The organism is Streptomyces sp. NPDC020489, assembly GCF_044386545.1.
Lineage (GTDB): Bacteria > Actinomycetota > Actinomycetes > Streptomycetales > Streptomycetaceae > Streptomyces.
In genome coordinates this window covers 599,172-617,595 of sequence record NZ_JBIRUZ010000001.1, presented here as the reverse complement: position 1 = coordinate 617,595, position 18,424 = coordinate 599,172, and the positions used below count along the sequence as shown (strand labels likewise).

Sequence of the window (18,424 nt, the reverse complement as noted above, 5' to 3'; positions counted from 1 at the left end):
CTGTCATGGACGCAGCATCGGCGGATTATCCGCGTCCGGCTATAGCAACGCCTTCAACTTTTCCGCCAACAGGTCCCACCGCCACTTCTCCTCGACCCACTCCCGCCCCCGCTGCCCCATCCGGCTCCGCAGTTCCGGGTCGCCGAGAAGGACGACGATCCGCTCGGCCGTCTCCGCCACCGAGCCGCCCCGCACCACCCAGCCGGTCGCCCCGTCCAGCACCGCGTCCGGGGCGCCGCCGGAGTCCCCGGCGACGACGGGCAGCCCGGTCGCGGAGGCCTCCAGGTACACGATGCCGAGCCCCTCCACGTCCAGCCCGCCCCGACGGGTCCGGCAGGGCATGGCGAAGACGTCCCCGGCGCCGTAGTGCGCGGGCAGCTCGGACCAGGGCACGGAACCGGTGAAGCGGACGGAGCCGGCGACACCCGTCTCCCGCGCCAGCTTGCGCAGCTCCCTCTCGTACGGGCCGCCGCCGACGATCAGCAGCACCGCGTCCGGCTCGGCGGCGAGAACGCGCGGCATGGCCAGGATCAGCGTGTCCTGGCCCTTGCGCGGCACCAGCCGCGAGACGCACACCACCACCGGACGGTCGGTCAGCCCGAGCCGCGCCCGTACCGCCTCGCCGCCCGACCCCGGGTGGAAGGTCTTCTCGTCCACCCCCGGCGGCAGCTGCACCATCCGCGACGCCGCCTCCGCCGTCAGCGCCCCGGCGATCCGCGACCGCGTGTACTCCCCGAGGTAGGTGATCGTGTCCGTGCCCTCCCCGATCCGGCGCAGCAGCTGCCGGGCCGCGGGCAGCTGGGCCCACCCCGCCTCGTGCCCGTGGGTCGTGGCCACCAGCCGCTTCGCCCCGGCCCTGCGCAGGGCCGGGGCCATCAGCCCGAGCGGGGCGGCCGCGCCGAACCACACCGACGTACAGCCGTGCTCCCTGAGCAGTCCGACGGCCTTACGCGTGGCCGCGGGCGTCGGCAGCAGCATCGTCGTACGGTCGCGTACGACCGTGAAGGGCTGCTCGGCGTCGAAGGCCGCCGTGGCCTCGGCGCCCTCGCGGCCGCGCTTCCAGGTGGACGCGTAGACGACGAGCCGCTCCGGGTCCAGCCGCAGCGCCATGTTGTGCAGGAAGGCCTGGATGCCGCCCGGCCTCGGCGGGAAGTCGTTCGTCACGATCAGGGTCTTGTGCATCGCCGCCGACCCTATCCAAAGCGCCCGCACCACCTGCCCGACGGCCCGCCCACGGCGTCGCCCGGCCGCGTTTAATGGCCAGCACACAGGTGGCCGGGACATCATGGCCATCTCAAGACGGGCGACACGCGAACAGGGGATCCGGTGGACATTGCGGGTGCGAGGCGGTCTCCGGCCGGGCTGCTGGCGACCTGGGGGCTGACAAGGCTGGTGCTGCTCCTGTTCGTGCTCAAGGTGTTCGTCTTCCCCGGCCCGGACGTCACGAGCGACGTCTCGGTGATCTACCGGGGCTGGTACGAGGTCCTGGGCACCGGAACGTTCCCGCAGGACGACGTCACCTGGCAGTACCCGCCCGCCGCCGCCCTCGCGATCCTCTCCCCCGCGCTGCTGCCCTTCCTCCCGTACGCGACCGCGTTCTTCGTCCTCGCCTTCCTCGCCGACCTGGTCGTGCTGTCCCTGCTCCTGTACGCGGGCCTGCGCCCCGGCCGCTCGATGCGCGGCGCCTGGGTGTGGGTGGGCGGCGTCCCCCTCCTCGGGCCCACCGTGTACGCCCGCTACGACGTGATGGTCACCGCCGTCGCGGTCGCCGCGCTGCTCGCGGGCGCCCGGCATCCGCGGGTGGCGGGCGCCCTCGTGGGGTTCGGGGCGATGCTCAAGGTGTGGCCGGTGCTGCTGCTGGTGGCCGTGCGCAGGCGGAGCACCTGGACGGCGGCGGCGGTGACCGCGGCCGGCCTCGCGGCGCTGTTCGCGGTGACCATGCCCGGCGCCTTCGCCTTCCTGACCTTCCAGGCCGACCGCGGCACCGAGGTGGAGTCGCTGGGCTCCCTCGTCTTCCATGTGGCCCGGCGGTACGGCTGGGACGGACAGGTGCTGCTCAACTACGGCTCGGTGGAGTTCCTCGGCCCCTGGGTGAACGTCGTCAGCACGGCCGCCCTCGCCCTGACCGGCCTGGTCTTCGGCTGGCTGCTGCTGTGGCGGCTGACGGCGACCCGGTTCCAGGCGCACACCGCGGCCGACGCGGCCTTCGTGGCGGTGCTGATGTTCACCACCACCAGCCGGGTGATCAGCCCGCAGTACATGGTGTGGCTGATCGGTCTCGCGGCCGTCTGTCTGTGCTTCCGGGCCAGCCGGATGGGGGCGCCGGCCCTGATCGTGCTGCTGGCCTCCTTCGTGACGGTCCTGGAGTTCCCGGTCTACTTCGGCAACGTCGTCGCGAGCGACGGGCTCGGCGTCACCCTGCTGTTCCTCCGCAACGGCCTGCTGGTCACCGCCACCGTCCTCGGGGCGGTGGAGCTGTGGCGCTCCACGGTGGCGGCCCGGACCGAGACGCCGCCGCCCCCTCAGGCGACCCGCACCACGGAGAGCTCGGTCACCTCCTGACGCCGGGCCGCCACCCGGAGGACCACCGCGCACTGCACCGCCATGGACAGGGCCGGCGCGAGACACACCCCCGGCAGCCCGAACCCCGACAGGACGTACGCCAGCGGCAGCTGGAGCGCCGTGCCGAGCAGCGTCACCCGAAGCAGCACCGGGGCGCCGCCGCTGCCCTCGAAGACCCCACCGAGCGCGATGAAGCAGGCCGCGAGCAGCAGATAGGGCCCGACGCAGCGCAGGAACAGACCTCTCCCTCACCGACGCGCGGAGGACAGCGGCGGCCTGTTCCGCGAGGGCATGCTGCGCGTGGCCCGGGCGACCGGGCAGGCGGAGCGCACCTGGCTGGAGGAGGCCATCGAGCGGCTCAGCCGAGCTGAAGCCGGAGATGGTCCCGCCACCGCGCGGTGAAGTCGTCCAGGTTCGTGTCGAGCACCCGCTCCAACGCCTCCTCGACCGCCCCGGCCCGCTCCTTGTGCGCGCCCACCGCCTGGTAGAACTCCCGCAGCTTCGGCTCGCCCCACTGCTCCGCGACCATCCGGCAGGCCATCCAGCCGCTCTCGTAGGCCCGCGCGAGCTCGGCCGCGTCGCCGCCGAACCCGAAGTCGGCGTCCTCGGGCAGCGCCTCGGGCACCCGCCCGTCCCTGACGGCCCGCCACAGCTCGGGGGCGGCCTGGACGGGCGAGCGGCCGGATCCGAGATAGCCCACGAAGTCGGCGTACCCCTCGGACAGCCACAACGGCGTGGCCGCGGTGGTGTGGGCGCGGGTGGCGACATGGGTGGTCTCGTGAGTGAGCACGACCTGCTTGCCCACGTCGCCGAGGACGCCGTACGCGTCGGGGTTGACGATGATCCGGTCCGCGGGCGCGTTCGCCGGGGCGCCCGTCTCGCCGGTGGTGACGGCCGCGATCCCGCGGTACGAGGAGGTGGGGGACGCGAGCAGCCCCGCCATGCCCTTCAGGGAGTCCGGCACCAGGACGACGACGTGCCGGGACCAGTCGGTGCCCCACGCCGCCGAGACGGCCGGCACCGCGTGGTCCGCGAGGTCGGCGTAGGAGTGCAGCGCCTCGGTCGACTGCTCGGCGCCCATCACCAGGCTGTGCTCGCCGCGCACGACGGCCACCTCGCCCTGGTCCCACAGCTGTTCGGCGGACTTCTCGGCGGGCTTCTCCGTGTCCACGTACCACCGGCCGCCCGCGTCCAGACTCAGGGTGAGGGTGCGGCCGACGCTGACCGGCGCGTTGTCGTACCCCTGTATCCGGTAGCTGAGTTCGGCCTCGGCGGTGGCCGTGGCACCGTCCCGGCGCAGATCCGTCAGCCGGTACGCCCAGGCCGCGAACGGCACTCCCCGGGCGTTCTCGAACCAGCCCAGGTCCCCCGTCCTGCGGAAGGCCGCCCGGTCCCGGTCGAGGACGGCGGCCGAGCGCCGGTCCAGCAACCGCTGGACGTCGGCCCGGGCGGTGTCGGAGGCGGGTCCGCCGCCGCATCCCACCAAGGAGACGAGCAGCAGACACAGCAGCACGACACCGTGCATCGGCACCCGCCCTCGACCAGCCACTTCCCGATCGTACGGCGGGCAGCGGGCGAAGGTCAGACCCTGGTGACCGTCGCCCCCGGCATCATGCCCACCGGGTCGTAACGCACCGGAGCGCCGGGGTAGGGCGCGTGGATCACCTGGCCGTTGCCCACGTACATGCCGACATGGCTGGCGTCGGAACGGTAGGTGACCAGGTCACCGGGTTGCGCCTGGGAGAGCGGGACCTGCCGTCCGGCGTGGCGCTGGGCCTGCGAGGTACGCGGCAGGGAGACCCCGGCCTGGCGGTACGACCACACCATCAGGCCCGAGCAGTCGAAGCCGGAGGGGCCGGTGGAGCCCCAGACGTACGGCTTGCCGAGCGCGGCACGGGCGGCGGCGACCGCGGCACCGGCGCGGCCGTTGGGCGGGACCGCGCCCGAGAGGTCGGGCATCTCCTCGCGGCCGGAGCGGGAGGCACGGTCGTAGGCGGCGCGCTCCTCGGACGGCAGGGAGTTCAGCAGCGCGCGGGCCCTGGCGAGCTTCTTCTCCACGGTCCGCTTGTGCAGCGCCACCGCCTTGCGGCTCCGGTCCAGCTCGGCGAGTTTCCCGGTCGCCTCCGCGCGCTCCTGGGTGAGTTCGCGCATCGCCTCCTGGAGGTCGCTCAGCTCACCGGCCTGGTGGGCGGTGATCCGGTCCAGGGCGGCCGCCTTGTCGAGGTAGTCGTCCGGGTCGTCGGAGAAGAGCAGGGCGAGGGAGGGGTCGAGGCCGCCCGCGCGGTACTGGGCGCCGGCCAGCGAACCGAGCGCGTCCCGCATGGAGTTGATGCGCTCCTGCTGGCGGGCGATCCGGTCCTGCGCGGTGCCGACCTCCTCGCGGAGGGCGTCGGCGCGTTCGTCGGCCTTGTTGAAGGCCTCGGTGGCCTTCTCGGCCTCCTCGTAGAGACGGTCCACCTCGGCACGGGTGTCGTCGTGCGGCGCGGCCGACGCCGGTACGACCCCGAGGGCCGCGGCGGTGGCTGACAGGACACAGAGCGCGGCACTGGCGCCCCGGTCGAACCCGGACGGTACAAGGCGGCGATGGAACCCCACGGGAAGCCGCACTCCTTCCGCTGGCGGACAAGGACCTTCCCCCGGAGCGGTGTCGCTCGGGGAAACGCGGCAGACAGTAGCCCCGTGACCGGGCGCCGACCAACGACCTCCGTGGGCACACACAGTGACGCCCCGCCTAGGACGCAGGTCATGGGCGGGGCGTGGGGTCAGTTCACGTCGGCGCGATTCGCCCGTTCGGGCGGCGCGGTGTCGTGATCTTGAGGTGGACCCTCAGGGTGAATCGGTCCCTGGGGGCGGGTCAGATCCGGACGCCGAACTGGAACGGCATGTTGTTGATCGACTCGTAGCGGACGACCGTGCCGGTGCGCGGGGCGTGCAGCACCTGGCCGTTGCCGGCGTAGAAGCCGACGTGGTGCTGGTCGCCGTAGAAGATGACCAGGTCGCCGACCTTGAGGTCGGACTGGCTGTAGATCTTGGTGCCGTAGTTGGCCTGGGCCTGCGAGGTGCGGGGGATGCCGACGCCGGCCTGGGCGAAGGCCCAGGAGGTCAGGCCCGAGCAGTCGAAGGAGGAGGGGCCGGAGGCGCCGTAGACGTACGGCGAGCCGATCTTGCTCTGGGCGGCCTGGAAGGCGGCCAGCGCGCGGCCGGAGGCCGGGGCGGTGCTGCCGAGGTCCACGCGCTCGGTGGCGGAGCGGCTGGCGCGGTTCTCCTCGGCGGTGATGGCGGCCTTCTCGGCGGCCGTCAGGGTGTTGAGGAGCTTCTGCGCCTCGGCGAGCTTGCCCTGGACTTCCTTCTTCTTCTTCGCCAGCTCGGTGCGGGTGCTGGAGAGGTCCTTGAGCTTCTCGGAGGCCTCGGAACGCTCCTGGGCCAGCTCGCGCTGCTTCTCCTGGATCTTCTTCAGCGCCTCGACCTGCTGGGCGCTGAGCTGGTCGGCCGTGGAGGCCTTGTCCAGGTAGTCGTCCGGGTTCGAGGACAGGAAGAGCTGGAGGGAGGAGTCGATGCTGCCCGTGCGGTACTGGGCGGCGGCCGCGAGACCCATGGAGTCGCGGAGCTCGTTGAGCTCCTCCTGGCCGCGGGCGACGTTGTCCTGGATGGTGGAGATCTCCTTCTGGAGCTTCTCCTGCTTCTCCTTGGCGCCGTTGAGCTTCTCGGTGGCCTGCTCGGCCTCCTCGTAGAGCTTGTCGACCTTGGACTTGACCTCGTCCTTGCTGGGCTTCTCGCTCGGCGCCGCGTTGGCGGCGTTGGCGCTCAGAGCGACGGCAGCGGCAGCAGCGGTGGTCAGCACGGTCACGCGCGTGCGACTGGGCTGCTTGGGTCGACGGTGGGACGCCACGGAGGTGAGCTCCTTCTTGTGAGTGATCACCCGTTCGGAGGTTCGAGCCCAGACCCTAGTGACCTTCTTGTGATCAGTTCAAATCCTCACGCGAAAAAACCCGTCACAGGCTGCATTCTTTACACACAACTCACGTGCGGTGATGCCCGCTTGACCCTACGTTGCGTGACGATTGCGCCAATTCGGGCATTGAGCCCGGGCTTTGACGTTTGGGGCAGGTGATACGCAGGGGTCAGGAAAGCCGCTTCAGCAGCATCGCGGAGGCGACCGGCCGCGCCCCCGCCCTGGCCACCCCGTCCGCCACCTCACGGTCGGTGGAGGCGACGATGACCGGCCGCCCCGGCGGCTCGGCGCGCACCAGCTGGCGGATCAACTCGTCGGCCGTGACGCCCGGTTTGGAGAACAGCACCCGCACCCCGCGCGGCGGCGCCAGCAGCACCGGCGCGGCCAGCTCGGCCCCGTCGAACACGCACGTCACCTCCGCCCCGGTCTGCGCGGCGAGCTGCGAGAGCTGGCCGAGGAGCCGCAGCCGCTGCTTCTCCAGCGGCATCTGGGGATAGCCGGTCTTGGTGACGTTGTAGCCGTCGACCACCAGATGCGCCTGCGGCAGGGCGAGCAACTGGTCCAGGATCGCGGGGTCGTGCTCGGACAGCGCCCGCGCCGCGATGTCCTTCGGGGTCATCCGGCCCGGTTCCACCGCGTCCACGGTCTCGGCGGGGCGCACCGACACCGGCGGCAAGGCCAGCTCGCGGCGCAGCCCCTGGGCGGCGTCGAGCACGGTGTCCAGCAGCAGCCGGACCCGCATGTCCTCGACGCTGCGCCCTTCCCTGGCCGCCCGCCGGGTGGCCTCCAGCGCCGCCTCGACCTCGCCCAGGCGGGCCTTGAGGCGCCGCGCCTCGCCCTCGGAGGCGGACACCTGGGTGTGTGCCTCCGCCCGGACCGACTCCATCTCGCCCCGCAGCTTGCGCAGGGCGGCCTCACCGCGCTTGACGTCGCTGAGGGCGGCCCGCAGCTTGCGGTGAAGCGATTCGGCTTCCTTCTTGGCCGACTCCAGCTCCGCGCGCAGCCGCTCGGTCTCGCTCCGGGTCTGCTCCCGGGCGAGCGCCAGCTCCCCGCGCAGCCGTTCCAGCTCGGCCCGGTTCTCCTCGTCGGCGCGCTCGGCGTCGGCCCGCTGCGCCTCCTCGCCGGCGGCCGTCACGAGCTTCACCCAGCCCGTGGGGCGCAGAACATAGGCCGCGGCCGCCACGTCGAGCGGGTCCGCGGCCGGGGGCGGCGAGCCGGAGTCGAGGGCGCCGGCCAGTTCCGGCTGGGCCTCTCTGAACTTCTCCCCGATCCGCTGCCGGAACAGCGGGTCCGTCTCCAGCGCCGCCGCCATCGCGTTGCCCGCGAACTTGGCGCGCCGGTTGGGGGCGAACCGCGCGTACTGTCTGAGCTGTGCGGGCAGTTCACCGACGGTCAGCCCGCCGAAGCCGTCGGAGACGATCTGCACGACGCGTCGGCGCACACCTTCGGGCAGCGGACGGTCGAGCACCTCAGCGGCGCCGTCGCCCGGCCCCCCGCCTGCGCTCTCCACCATCCGTCAACACCCCAACCGTTGCGGCGAGGCCCGCTCCCTCAGGAGCCGGCGCCCGGCCTGTCCACGAGTTCCACCTGGTCCACGGCGTTGCACCAGCGGCAGCGGACCGACTCGATGGTCTCACTGACCACCTCACGCTCCTCGACGTTCGGCTCACCGGCCAGGTCGAGGTGGACGTACTCGACGACCTTCGAGGAGCGGGTCACATCGAAGCGCGTGAGGTTGCCGCACAGGCTGCAGCGCCAGCGCGTCGAGGCGGTCGGCAGGGGAACCGTCATCGTGACTGAGCTCTTTCCTTCTAGGTCTTCCATTGTCCGCGACGCACCGGGCGGCCGGGCGTGTGGCGGTAACCCTACGGCCTGGCGGGGACTCGCCGCTGGTCCGTCCACGGCGGCGAGGCGGTCTGCCCGCTTGCGTCCCGTTACGTCATGCTCTGTGTTCATGATCAGCAACTGGAGCGCAGGAGCCGCCCGGGCCAGCAGGTCGCTGTGGCGGTCCGCGCCGGTGACCTACGGCCTCATCGCCCTGTGCTGCGCGCTCTTCGTGATCGGTCCGCCGGCGGGACTCAACCCGGCGTACGGCACCGGCGACGAGCTGCTCGCGGCCCAGCGCGCCTACTTCCACCGCTGGGGTGTCGTCCCCGCAGAACTGTTCGAGGGCTCGGCCCGAGCCCTGCTCACCCCGGCGACCGCACTCTTCGTCCACGGCAGCTGGGTCCACCTCCTCGGCAACATGCTCTTCCTCTACGTCTTCGGCGGGATGACCGAGGAACGGATGGGCCGCGTCCAGTTCACCCTCTTCTACCTGGGCTGCGGCTATCTCGCGCTGCTGGGCTACGCAGCCGCCAACGCCGAGTCCGAACAGTCCCTGGTCGGCGCCTCGGGGGCGATCTCGGCGGTGCTCGGGGCGTTTCTGTATCTCTTCCCCGGGGCCCGGGTGACAAGCCTGCTGCCGTTCCTCTTCTTCCTCCCCCTGCGCTTCCCGGCCTGGGTCGTGCTGCCCTTCTGGGCGGCCCTCCAGTGGCTGGCGGCGGGGCAGGCCTCGCGCGGCCCCGGGGTGGCGTACCTGGCCCATCTGGTGGGCTTCGGCCTGGGCTTCGCCTTCGCGTGGGTGCGCTTCGGCCGCGCCCCCGCCGTGCCCTTCCGGGGAGCGGCCCCGGGACCCCCGGCGGACCAACCGGGCCAGGTGGACCGCGAGTAGGGTGAGAGCCCCAGCAGCGGCCCCCGAGGGAGAGAACCAGCCGTGATCACCGCGATCGTCCTCATCAAGACCAGCGTGGACCGGATCCCCGAGATCGCCGAGTCGATCGCGGCCCTGGACTCCGTCAGCGAGGTCTTCTCCGTCACCGGCACCTACGACCTGATCGCCATGGTCCGGGTCAAGCGGCACGAGGACCTCGCCGAGGTCATCCCTGGCAACATCAGCAAGATCCCGGGCGTCGAGGGCACCGACACCCACGTCGCCTTCCGCACGTACTCCCAGCACGACCTGGAGGCGGCGTTCGCGATCGGGCTGGACAGCTAGCGCCGCGGCAGGCGACGCTCGCCCCGGCGCGGCACTAGCCCTCGACGTCGAGCGCGGTGATGCCCTTGGCCGTGGCGGCGTAGACGCGGCGGCCGGTGACCACGGGCGTCAGGACGGCGCCTCCGTCCACGCCCGCCCCGGCCCGCCAGATCATCTTGCCGTCCGTGTCCAGGGCGTGGACGTCGGTGTCCGCGCGCACATAGATCGTGGAGTCCACCAGCGCCGGGTCCGAGCAGGCCCCGCCGGTGGAGTACTCCCAGACGACGTCCCCGTCCCTGGTGAGCGCCCTGAGCACGGCGTCGTCGTCGGCCACCCCCAGGAAGTCGAAGGTGTCCACGCCCTCGGCCGCGACGTACGAACCGGCGAGGCCCGCCTTCCGCCAGCGCAGGTTCCCCTTGAGGTCCAGCCCGAGCAGGTCGTGCGCGTCGTTCCCGGGGCTCACGATCACGGTGCCGCCGTGCACGGCGGGCCGGTCGGCATCGCCCTTCAGGTCGGCCTTGAACAGCACGGTGGCGCCGTCGTCGGCGAGCGCGTAGAGGTGGTTGTCGTAGCTGGGCACATAGAGCACGCCGTCGGCCACCACGGGGCTCTCCGTCGGCCCCCCGCCCAGTGACGCGTCCCAGCGCACGTTGCCCGTGGTGTCGTACGCCTGGACGATGCCCTTGCCGTCGAACGCGCTCACCGCACTGGCGACGACGACGGTGTCCCCGAGGGCCACGGGCTGACGGAAGTAGCCGCTGGGCAGCGTCTTGGACCACATCTGCTCGCCTCTGACGCTCACCGCGACGAGCCGTCCCGGGGCGGCCGGTCCGCCCTGCGCGGCCTCCTCGTCGGTGACCACGGCGATGAAGATCCCGTCGTCCGTGACGACCGGCCTGGTGACGGTGGCCTGCCCCTCGATGAGGCTCACCTTCCAGCGTTCGGCGCCGTCGCTGCCCACGGCCCGCAGGGTCCCGCCCTCCACGGCGACGTACAACACCCCGCCGTCGGCGGAGAGGGCACCGCAGGGCCCGTCGGCCACACTGGGCGCGCCGACGTCGTACGTCCAGCTCACGGTCGCCTTCTTCGCCACGGTCGGCGTGCCCGCACCCGACTGGTCGCCTGTCGCGCCGCCGTCGGACTCCTTGAGCCACCACCAGCCGCCCGCTCCCCCGGCACCGGCGACCACGGCCCCGCCCGCCAGGGCCCGCAGCAGCCCGCGCCGCGAGGGCACCGGCCGGGAGCCCACCGTCTCCGGCGCGGTCGCGGCCGACGGCACGGGCGCCTCGGGGGCGCCCGGCACCACCGCGTCCGTCACCGTCACCGGCGCCACGTACTCGACCCGGCTCTCCCGCTCCCCCTGCGGAACCCACCGTCCGTCCGCCCTGGCGGCCACGGGGTCCGGCGCGGCGGCCGTGAACCAGCCCGCCCGCACGCTCTCCCGCAGCGACCCCGCCGTGTGCCCCACGGCCTCGACCACCGCCTCGGGCGTCGGCCGCTCTCCCGGCTCCTCACGCAGACACGACTCCACCAGCGGCAGCAGTCCCTCCGGCACGCCCTTCAGGTCGAAGTCCCGGGTCAGCACGCGCAGCAGGATCACCGAGTCCTGCCCCTCCCCGAAGGGCTCACGGCCGCTGGCCGCGTACGCCAGCACCGCGCCCAGCGCGAAGACGTCGCTCGGCGGACCGACCTGCCCGCCGTTGCGGATCTGCTCGGGGGAGACATAGCCGACCGAACCGACGATCGCACCCGTACGGGTCATCGCCGTCGCCTCCAGCGCCCGGACGATCCCGAAGTCGATGACCCGGGGGCCGTCGGGGGCCAGCAGGATGTTGGACGGCTTCAGGTCGCGGTGGACCATGCCCTTGGCGTGGATCGCGGCCAGCGCCTCGCCCAGCGCCCCCGCCAGCACCCGGACCGCCGGCTCCGGCAGGGGCCCGCCGTCCAGCACCGCGTCCCGGAGGTTCGGCCCCGTCACGAACTCGGTCGCCATCCAGGGGTGCTCGCCCTCGGGATCGGCGTCGACCACCCGCGCGGTGTACGTCCCGGACCCGCCGACCGTCTGGGCGGCCCGCACCTCCTGCCGGAACCGGGCGCGGAAGGTGCGGTCCTGGGCGTACTCGGACCGCACGACCTTCACCGCCAGCCGCAGTCCCGTCCGCGATTCGGCGAGATAGACCTCGCCCATACCGCCCGAGCCGAGCCGGCCCCGCACCTCGTACGGGCCGATCCTGCGTGGGTCCGTCGCGCGCAGCGCCTGCACTTCCCGCTCCCCCGTCCCGCGTGAACCTCTCGAGGAGGCAGGGTATAGCAGGCCTGTCGGCAGGTCAGACCGCCGGGACGCAACGGCCGTCCTCCGTGCGGTACGTCCACTTCGCCCCCTCGGCGACGAGCTCGCGCACCGCGGTCACGAACCGCTCCACGTGCTCGTCCGGCGTGCCCGCACCGAAGCTCACCCGGATCGCGTTCAGGGACTTCTCGCCGGGCGCGGCCTCCGGGGCCCCGCACTCGCCCTGGGTCTGCGGGTCGCTGCCGAGGAGGGTGCGCACGAGGGGGTGGGCGCAGAAGAGGCCGTCGCGCACGCCGATGCCGTACTCGGCGGAGAGGGCGGCGGCGAAGTGGGAGCTGTTCCAGCCCTCGACGACGAAGGAGATCACGCCGACCCGGGGGGCGTCGTCCCCGAAGAGGGACAGGACGCGGACCTCGGGGACCTCGGCGAGACCCTGGCGGACCTTCTCGATCAGGTGCTGCTCGCGGGCGACCAGGGTGTCGAAGCCGGCCTCGGTGAGGGCCTTGCAGGCGGAGGCGATGGAGTAGGCGCCGATGACGTTGGGGGAACCGGCCTCGTGGCGGGCAGCACTCTCGTGCCACTCCACGTCCACTCCCCCGTCCTCGCGCCGGGTGACCTTCCGGCTGGCGCCGCCGCCGGCGAGGTAGGGGTCGGCCGCGACGAGCCAGTCGGCGCGGCCGGCCAGGACGCCGGAGCCGAAGGGGGCGTACAGCTTGTGCCCGGAGAAGGCGACCCAGTCGACGTCGAGGTCCTGGACCGACACCGGGTGGTGGGGGGCCAGCTGGGCGGCGTCCAGCACGATCCGGGCGCCGTGCGCGTGGGCGGCGGCGGCCAGTTCACGGACCGGCCACAGCTCACCGGTGACGTTGGAGGCGCCGGTCACGCAGACCAGGGCCGGGCCGTGGGGGGCGCGGTCGGCGAGGGCCTTCTCCAGGGTCTCGACGGCCTGGGCCGGGGTGCGCGGGGCGTCGAGGTAGCTGACCCGGGCGTCCTGCCAGGGCAGCAGGCTCGCGTGGTGCTCGGTCTCGAAGACGAAGACCTGGCAGTCGGCGGGGAGGGCCTGGGCCAGCAGGTTGAGGGAGTCCGTGGTGGAGCGGGTGAAGATCAGCTGGTCGTCGTCCCGGCAGTCCAGGAACTCCGCGACGGTCCGGCGGGCGTTCTCGAACAGGTCCGTCGAGAGCTGGGAGAGGTAGCCGGCACCCCGGTGGACGCTGCCGTAGTAGGGGGCGTAGGCCGCCACGTCGTCCCAGACCCGCTGGAGGGCGGGGGCGCTGGCCGCGTAGTCGAGGGCCGCATAGGTGGTCTCGCCGCCCGTGACGAGCGGGACGGTGACATCACGCCCCAGAACGGGCAGCGGGGCGCACAGCGTCTGGGCGGCGGCAGCGGTGGAGACAGACATGGGGAACTCCCGTGAGAGGGCATGCGGAAGGACGGCACGGCATGCGGGAAAAGGAAAAGAGAAGGGTGCGCGGAGGCGGGGCTCGGCGGCCCTATCGCATTCGCTTGCTCACGGAAGGCTCCTCGACGACCAGGACCCCTGGTATCTCGAGGGGTCCGCGCTTGTCGTAGACCTCGCTGCCTACGACCTGGTCCTCACCCGGGGCACCCCGCCACGGACGGAGGGTTGCCGGACAGTCGGCCGGGGCCTCATGACTGTCACTCATGACCTGGTACAGGAACGTACGCGATGTGATCGTCGCCCCGCAACCCGTGTCCGGATCGCGGGACGACAGCCGGGGCACGCCGGGGCCCGCCCGGCGGATCATGCCGGCGTCGCGGGAGCCGGCGCGCCTTCCGCACTGCCCCGAGGCTGCCGACTCCCCCACTCCTGGGACCCCTGTCGCGTCGACGCCCCGCCGCCCCCCGCTCAGCCGCGCTGACGAGGTGCCGCCTCTCGAGGCCGGCGCTACGCGTTGCTTGCCGCCACCCAGCGCTCCAGCGTCCGCTTGGCCCCGCCGGAGTCGATGGACTCGGCGGCCCTCTCCATGCCGGCCCTGATCTGGTCCACCAGCGGCGCCCCGGTCGGTGTCAGCGCCACCAGCGCGGCGGCCGAGTTGAGCAGCACGGCGTCCCGCACCGCGCCGGTCTCGCCGTCCAGCAGCCGTCGCGCGACCTCGGCGTTGAACGAGGCGTCCGCGCCGCGCAGGGCCTCCACCGGCACCAGCTCGATGCCGACGTCCCGCGGGTCGAAGGCCTCCTCGCGCACCGTGCCGTCGCGGACGATCCACACGTGCGAGGTGGCCGTGGTCGTCAGCTCGTCCAGGCCGTCGTCGCCGCGGAAGACCAGCGCGGAGGAACCGCGCTCGGCGAGCACCCCCGCGATGAGCCCCGCCATGCGGGTGTCGAAGCAGCCGACCGCCGAGGCGGTGACCCGGGCGGGGTTGGTCAGCGGGCCGAGGAGGTTGAAGGAGGTCGGGATCCCCAGATCCCGTCGGACCCCGCCGACGAACCGCATCGAGGGGTGGAACTTGGCCGCGAAGCAGAAGGTGATGCCGGCCTCGTCCACCACCTCGGCCACCCGCGCGGGCGACAGGTCCAGGTTGATGCCGAGCTTCTCCAGCACGTCGGACGAACCGCTCGCCGAGGAGGAGGCCCGGTTGCCGTGCTTGACGACCTTGGCACCGGCGCCCGCGATCACGATGGCGGACATCGTGGAGATGTTGACCGTCTTCGCCCGGTCGCCGCCGGTGCCGACGATGTCGACGGCGGGGCCGGGGATGTCCAGCGGCTGGGCGTGGGCGTACATCGCCTCCACCAGACCGGTGATCTCCTCGACCGTCTCGCCCTTGGCCCGCAGGGCCACCATGAAGCCCGCGATCTGGGCGTCCGTGGCCTCGCCGCTCATGAAGCGGTCCATGGCCCACGCCGTGTCACCGGCGGTCAGGTCCCGCCCGCCGAGCAGGGTGCTCAGCACCTCGGGCCAGGAACGGCCCGCCGCGGTGTCGCCTCCAGCGGGGGTCACAGCGCTCATCAGGCCGCTCCTGGTTGTCGTAGAACGTGGTGGGCCCACCCTATCCAGCTCGGAGCACGCGGCAGGGCCCCCGTCCGAAGACCGGACGGGGGCCCTGCGGGCGCGCGTGGCGAGCGCAGCGATCAGTGGTGGCCGTGGCCGCTCGTGATCTCCTTGTACTCCTCGACGGTCGGCTTGGGGATCTGGGACTCCTCGCCGTAGTAAGCCTTGCTCAGCTTGACGCGCAGCTTCTCGGAACCCTTCACCTTGCGCTCGACGCCGTTCTCGTCGACCGTCGGGCCGATCTCGGCCGGCTTGTACTGCTCGTGCGCCGTGAGCGTGTGCAGCTGCTCCTGGCTGAGCGGCTCGTGCACCTCGATGAACTCACCGTGCGGCAGGCGCTTGATGATGCCGGACTCGCGGCCGTGCAGCACCTTGTCCCGGTCGCGGCGCTGGAGGCCGAGGCAGACCCGCTTGGTGACGATGAACGCGAGCACCGGCGCGACGAAGAACGCGATCCGGACGAACCAGGTGATCGAGTTGATCGACAGGTGGAAGTGCGTGGCCCACAGGTCGTTGCCGCCACCGATCAGCAGCACGAAGTACACCGTCAGCCAGGCGACACCGAAGGCGGTACGCGTCGGGGCGTTGCGCGGGCGGTCCAGGATGTGGTGCTCGCGCTTGTCGCCGGTGACCCAGGCCTCGATGAACGGGTAGACCGCGATCGCGACCAGGACCAGCGGGAAGATCATCAGCGGGATGAACACACCCAGGACGAGCGTGTGGCCCCAGAAGTCGATCTCCCAGCCCGGCATGACACGGATCAGGCCCTCGGAGAAGCCCATGTACCAGTCCGGCTGGGCGCCCGTGGACACCTGGTCGGGCCGGTAGGGACCCATGGCCCAGATCGGGTTGATCGAGGCGATGGCCGAAATGACCGCGATGACACCGAAGACCAGGAAGAAGAAGCCTCCGGCCTTGGCCGTGTAGACCGGGAACAGCGGCATGCCGACGACGTTCTTGTTGGTCTTGCCCGGACCCGCGTACTGCGTGTGCTTGTGGACGAACACCAGGATCAGGTGCGCCACCATCAGGCCGAGCATGATGCCCGGCAGCAGCAGGATGTGGACCGAGTAGAAGCGGGCCACGAAGTCGCCGCCCGGGAACTCGCCGCCGAACAGGAAGAACGACAGGTACGTGCCGACGATCGGCACGGACAGGATCGCGCCCTCCATGAAGCGCACACCGGTGCCGGAGAGCAGGTCGTCCGGGAGGGAGTAACCGGTGAAGCCGGTGAACATGCCCAGGACGAACAGCAGGAAGCCGAACAGCCAGTTGACCTCACGCGGCTTGCGGAACGCGCCCGTGAAGAACACGCGCATCATGTGCACGAACATGCCGGCGAGGAAGATCAGCGCCGCCCAGTGGTGGATCTGCCGGATGAGCAGACCGCCACGGACGTCGAAGGAGATGTGCAGCGTGGAGCTGAACGCCTCCGACATCAGCTGACCCTGGAGCGGGACGTAACTGCCGTGGTACTCCACCTCGTTCATCGACGGGTGGAAGAACAGCGTCAGGTACACACCCGTGAGGATGATGATGATGAAGCTGTACATGCAGATCTCGCCCAGCATGAACGACCAGTGGTCGGGGAAGATCTTGCGCATGTTGGCCTTGGCCAGGGAGTAGATCCCCAGTCGGCCGTCGGCCCAGTCGGCGAACTTCTCGCCGGCCGGTGCCTTCCCGCGGTCGCGGGCGGACTCGGTGTTCGCGTTGGTGCTCATCCGCGCTCCCAGAAGGCAGGACCGACAGGCTCTTCGAAGTCGCCCTGCGCTTCGAGGTAGCCCTCGTCGTTCACGGCGATGCGCAGCTGCGGCAGGGCGTGACCGGCGGGGCCGAAGATCACTCGGGCACCGTCGGAGAGGTCGAAGGTGGACTGGTGGCAGGGGCAGAGCACGTGGTGCGTCTGCTGCTCGTACAGGGAGATCGGGCAACCGACGTGGGTGCAGATCTTCGAGTACGCGACGATGCCCTCGTGGGACCACTCGAGCTCGCGCTTGTCCTTGATGTCGTCCGGCTGGATGCGGACGATCATCAGGGCCGCCTTGGCGATCTCCGTCTGGAAGTCGTGGTCGTGCTCCTCCAGGCCCTCGGGCTTGGCGAAGGTGAGCGAACCGACGGCGACGTCCGAGGGGCGCAGCGGCTCGTTCGTGTTCATGTTGACGAGCAGCAGCCCCTTCTTCCACATGGTGTGGCGGAGCTTGGTCCCGGGGAGCGGGCCGAGGTCGCGCAGCAGCACGACGCCGGAGAGCGGCACCAGGGTGAGCGCGCCGAGCATCGTGTTGCGGATCAGCTTGCGACGGCCGATCGCGGACTCCTTGGTGCCCGCCTTCCAGTCGTCGAAGACCTTCTCGCGCAGCTCCGGCGGGGCGGCGATCGGGTGCCGCTCGTCGACCATCTCCTCGTCGGACATCAGGGTGCGGGCCCAGTGGACCGCGCCCGCGCCGATCGAGAAGAGCGCCACACCGAGGGTCAGACCGAGCGCGAAGTTCAGCGCGTTGATGTGACCGATCGGGAAGACGAAGATCGACCTGTCGTGCGGCACCGCCACGTAGGAGACGATGAAGGCGACCGTGGCCAGCATCGACACCGTGAACAGCATGGCCACCGTGCGCTCGGACCGCCGGGCGGCCCGCTCGTCGATGTCCTGCACACGGTGCTCGTGGGGCGGCAGACCCGGGTCGGCGAAGGGGTTCTTGTCGTCCGGGACGTCCACCGCGCCGTGCTTGTCCTGCTCTGCGGGCAGGTTCTCTTCCGGAATGTCTTGGCTACTCATGACTTCTTGGCCTTTGCGGTCCGAGCGGCGAGCCAGACGGCAACCGCGATGAGCGCACCGAGTCCGAACACCCACGCGAACAGGCCCTCGCTGACCGGACCGAGTCCGCCCAGTTCGAGGCCGCCGGGGCTCTCGGTGTCGTCGCCGTTGACCGCGTCGAGGTACGCGATGATGTCCTTCTTGTTCTGCTCCGACAGCGTGGTGTCGGGGAACGACGGCATGTTCTGCGGGCCGGTCTGCATGGCCTCGTAGATGTGCTTCGGGTCGACGCCTTCGAGGCTCGGCGCGAACTTGCCGTGCGTGAGCGCACCGCCCTTGCCGGTGAAGTTGTGGCACTGCGCGCAGTTGGTGCGGAACAGCTCGCCACCCTTGGCGATGTCCGCCCCGTCCGGGCTGTACTCGTTCTTCGTCGGGATGGCCGGACCGGCCCCCAGGGAGGAGATGTACGCGGCGAGCTGGTCGATCTCGGCCTGCGTGTAGATGACCTTCTTCTTCGGGACCTGCGCGCCCGGCTGCTGCGCCGGCATACGGCCGGTGCCGACCTGGAAGTCGACGGCCGCGGCGCCCACACCCACGAGGCTCGGGCCGTCGGTGGTGCCCTGACCACCGGTGCCGTGGCAGCTGGCGCAGCCCACGGCGTAGAGCTTCTTGCCCTCCTCGATGGTGAGGGACTGGGCGGTCTCATCGGCCTGCGCCTTGTCCGCGGGCGCGAACGCGGCGTACAGCCCCCCAGTGGCCGCCAGCGCGAGGAGTAGGACGACGACCGCCGCCAGCGGATGGCGTCGTCGTGCGGAGAGCTTTTTCACGGATTACCCCGG

At 71.6% G+C, this 18,424-nt stretch carries 15 protein-coding genes, 1 pseudogene and 1 riboswitch; of the genes and pseudogenes, 3 read left to right on the top strand and 13 right to left on the bottom strand.

From position 1 onward, the window contains the following. Nucleotides 1-39: 39 nt before the first annotated feature. The gene (locus tag ACH41F_RS02755; protein WP_398832408.1) at nt 40-1,182 is read right to left on the bottom strand and encodes a glycosyltransferase family 4 protein; all 1,143 of its coding nucleotides are present in this window, start codon (nt 1,180-1,182) and stop codon (nt 40-42) included. A gap of 144 nt (nt 1,183-1,326) precedes the next feature. On the opposite strand from ACH41F_RS02755, the gene ACH41F_RS02750 reads away from it, so the two are divergent. Continuing rightward, the gene (locus tag ACH41F_RS02750) at nt 1,327-2,562 is read left to right on the top strand and encodes a glycosyltransferase 87 family protein (protein WP_398832406.1); all 1,236 of its coding nucleotides are present in this window, start codon (nt 1,327-1,329) and stop codon (nt 2,560-2,562) included. On the opposite strand, the pseudogene ACH41F_RS02745 reads toward ACH41F_RS02750, so the two are convergent. The 6 genes and pseudogenes from ACH41F_RS02745 to ACH41F_RS02720 all read right to left on the bottom strand — a co-directional run. Then, nucleotides 2,523-2,801 (bottom strand): annotated as a pseudogene (locus tag ACH41F_RS02745) (MATE family efflux transporter); the annotation flags it as partial. The gene ACH41F_RS02750 and the pseudogene ACH41F_RS02745 overlap by 40 nt on opposite strands. Nucleotides 2,802-2,920: 119 nt before the next feature. Further along, on the bottom strand, nt 2,921-4,111 hold the full coding sequence (locus ACH41F_RS02740; RefSeq protein WP_398832404.1) for a hypothetical protein: 1,191 nt from the start codon (nt 4,109-4,111) through the stop codon (nt 2,921-2,923). Between the two features lie 32 nt (nt 4,112-4,143). After that, entirely contained in the window at nt 4,144-5,157 is a 1,014-nt protein-coding gene (locus ACH41F_RS02735) for an NlpC/P60 family protein (protein WP_391229882.1), read from the bottom strand. Between the two features lie 259 nt (nt 5,158-5,416). After that, nucleotides 5,417-6,451: an NlpC/P60 family protein gene (locus tag ACH41F_RS02730; RefSeq protein WP_391229880.1), complete on the bottom strand. Its 1,035-nt coding sequence runs from the start codon at nt 6,449-6,451 to the stop codon at nt 5,417-5,419. Between the two features lie 232 nt (nt 6,452-6,683). Then, nucleotides 6,684-8,027: an NYN domain-containing protein gene (locus tag ACH41F_RS02725; RefSeq protein ID WP_398832401.1), complete on the bottom strand. Its 1,344-nt coding sequence runs from the start codon at nt 8,025-8,027 to the stop codon at nt 6,684-6,686. A 38-nt stretch (nt 8,028-8,065) separates the two neighbouring features. Then, nucleotides 8,066-8,305, bottom strand: a complete 240-nt coding sequence (locus ACH41F_RS02720) for a hypothetical protein (protein ID WP_391229876.1) — start codon at nt 8,303-8,305, stop codon at nt 8,066-8,068. A 163-nt stretch (nt 8,306-8,468) separates the two neighbouring features. Between ACH41F_RS02720 and ACH41F_RS02715 the strand changes: the two genes are divergently transcribed. Together ACH41F_RS02715 and ACH41F_RS02710 are read left to right on the top strand one after the other, a co-directional pair. After that, the gene (locus ACH41F_RS02715) at nt 8,469-9,227 is read left to right on the top strand and encodes a rhomboid family intramembrane serine protease (protein WP_391229874.1); all 759 of its coding nucleotides are present in this window, start codon (nt 8,469-8,471) and stop codon (nt 9,225-9,227) included. Between the two features lie 42 nt (nt 9,228-9,269). Then, a complete protein-coding gene (locus tag ACH41F_RS02710) occupies nt 9,270-9,551 on the top strand; it encodes an Lrp/AsnC ligand binding domain-containing protein (protein ID WP_391229872.1) in 282 nt (93 codons plus the stop codon). A 34-nt stretch (nt 9,552-9,585) separates the two neighbouring features. Here the strand turns inward: ACH41F_RS02710 and ACH41F_RS02705 are convergent, their stop codons facing one another. From ACH41F_RS02705 to ACH41F_RS02680, 6 genes are all read right to left on the bottom strand, one after another. Continuing rightward, nucleotides 9,586-11,793 carry a PQQ-binding-like beta-propeller repeat protein gene (locus tag ACH41F_RS02705; protein ID WP_398832397.1) on the bottom strand — a complete coding sequence of 736 codons (2,208 nt, stop codon included), beginning with the start codon at nt 11,791-11,793 and terminating at the stop codon, nt 9,586-9,588. Nucleotides 11,794-11,857: 64 nt separating this feature from the next. Next, nucleotides 11,858-13,219, bottom strand: coding sequence for an aminotransferase class V-fold PLP-dependent enzyme (locus tag ACH41F_RS02700; protein WP_398832394.1), 1,362 nt, complete (start codon nt 13,217-13,219; stop codon nt 11,858-11,860). Between the two features lie 152 nt (nt 13,220-13,371). Then, nucleotides 13,372-13,488: riboswitch (SAM riboswitch) on the bottom strand. A 238-nt stretch (nt 13,489-13,726) separates the two neighbouring features. Then, a complete protein-coding gene (trpD, locus tag ACH41F_RS02695; RefSeq protein WP_398832392.1) occupies nt 13,727-14,791 on the bottom strand; it encodes an anthranilate phosphoribosyltransferase in 1,065 nt (354 codons plus the stop codon). Nucleotides 14,792-14,913: 122 nt separating this feature from the next. Further along, nucleotides 14,914-16,554 carry a cytochrome b N-terminal domain-containing protein gene (locus tag ACH41F_RS02690; RefSeq protein WP_391229864.1) on the bottom strand — a complete coding sequence of 547 codons (1,641 nt, stop codon included), beginning with the start codon at nt 16,552-16,554 and terminating at the stop codon, nt 14,914-14,916. Next, nucleotides 16,551-17,606 (bottom strand): Rieske 2Fe-2S domain-containing protein, encoded by a 1,056-nt coding sequence (locus ACH41F_RS02685; RefSeq protein WP_391229863.1) that lies wholly within the window; start codon nt 17,604-17,606, stop codon nt 16,551-16,553. The genes ACH41F_RS02690 and ACH41F_RS02685 overlap by 4 nt, the downstream gene beginning before the upstream one ends. Next, nucleotides 17,603-18,412 (bottom strand): c-type cytochrome, encoded by an 810-nt coding sequence (locus ACH41F_RS02680; protein ID WP_391229861.1) that lies wholly within the window; start codon nt 18,410-18,412, stop codon nt 17,603-17,605. Before ACH41F_RS02680 ends, ACH41F_RS02685 begins: the two co-directional genes overlap by 4 nt. Between the last annotated feature and the right edge of the window lie 12 nt (nt 18,413-18,424).

What these genes read in the sequence shown, in the direction of transcription:
- trpD (WP_398832392.1), bottom strand. Translation starts at nt 14,791, where the DNA reads ATGAGCGCTGTGACCCCCGCTGGAGGCGACACCGCGGCGGGCCGTTCC.
- ACH41F_RS02700 (WP_398832394.1), bottom strand. Translation starts at nt 13,219, where the DNA reads ATGTCTGTCTCCACCGCTGCCGCCGCCCAGACGCTGTGCGCCCCGCTG.
- ACH41F_RS02690 (WP_391229864.1), bottom strand. Translation starts at nt 16,554, where the DNA reads ATGAGCACCAACGCGAACACCGAGTCCGCCCGCGACCGCGGGAAGGCA.
- ACH41F_RS02685 (WP_391229863.1), bottom strand. Translation starts at nt 17,606, where the DNA reads ATGAGTAGCCAAGACATTCCGGAAGAGAACCTGCCCGCAGAGCAGGAC.
- ACH41F_RS02715 (WP_391229874.1), top strand. Translation starts at nt 8,469, where the DNA reads ATGATCAGCAACTGGAGCGCAGGAGCCGCCCGGGCCAGCAGGTCGCTG.
- ACH41F_RS02755 (WP_398832408.1), bottom strand. Translation starts at nt 1,182, where the DNA reads ATGCACAAGACCCTGATCGTGACGAACGACTTCCCGCCGAGGCCGGGC.
- ACH41F_RS02720 (WP_391229876.1), bottom strand. Translation starts at nt 8,305, where the DNA reads ATGACGGTTCCCCTGCCGACCGCCTCGACGCGCTGGCGCTGCAGCCTG.
- ACH41F_RS02725 (WP_398832401.1), bottom strand. Translation starts at nt 8,027, where the DNA reads ATGGTGGAGAGCGCAGGCGGGGGGCCGGGCGACGGCGCCGCTGAGGTG.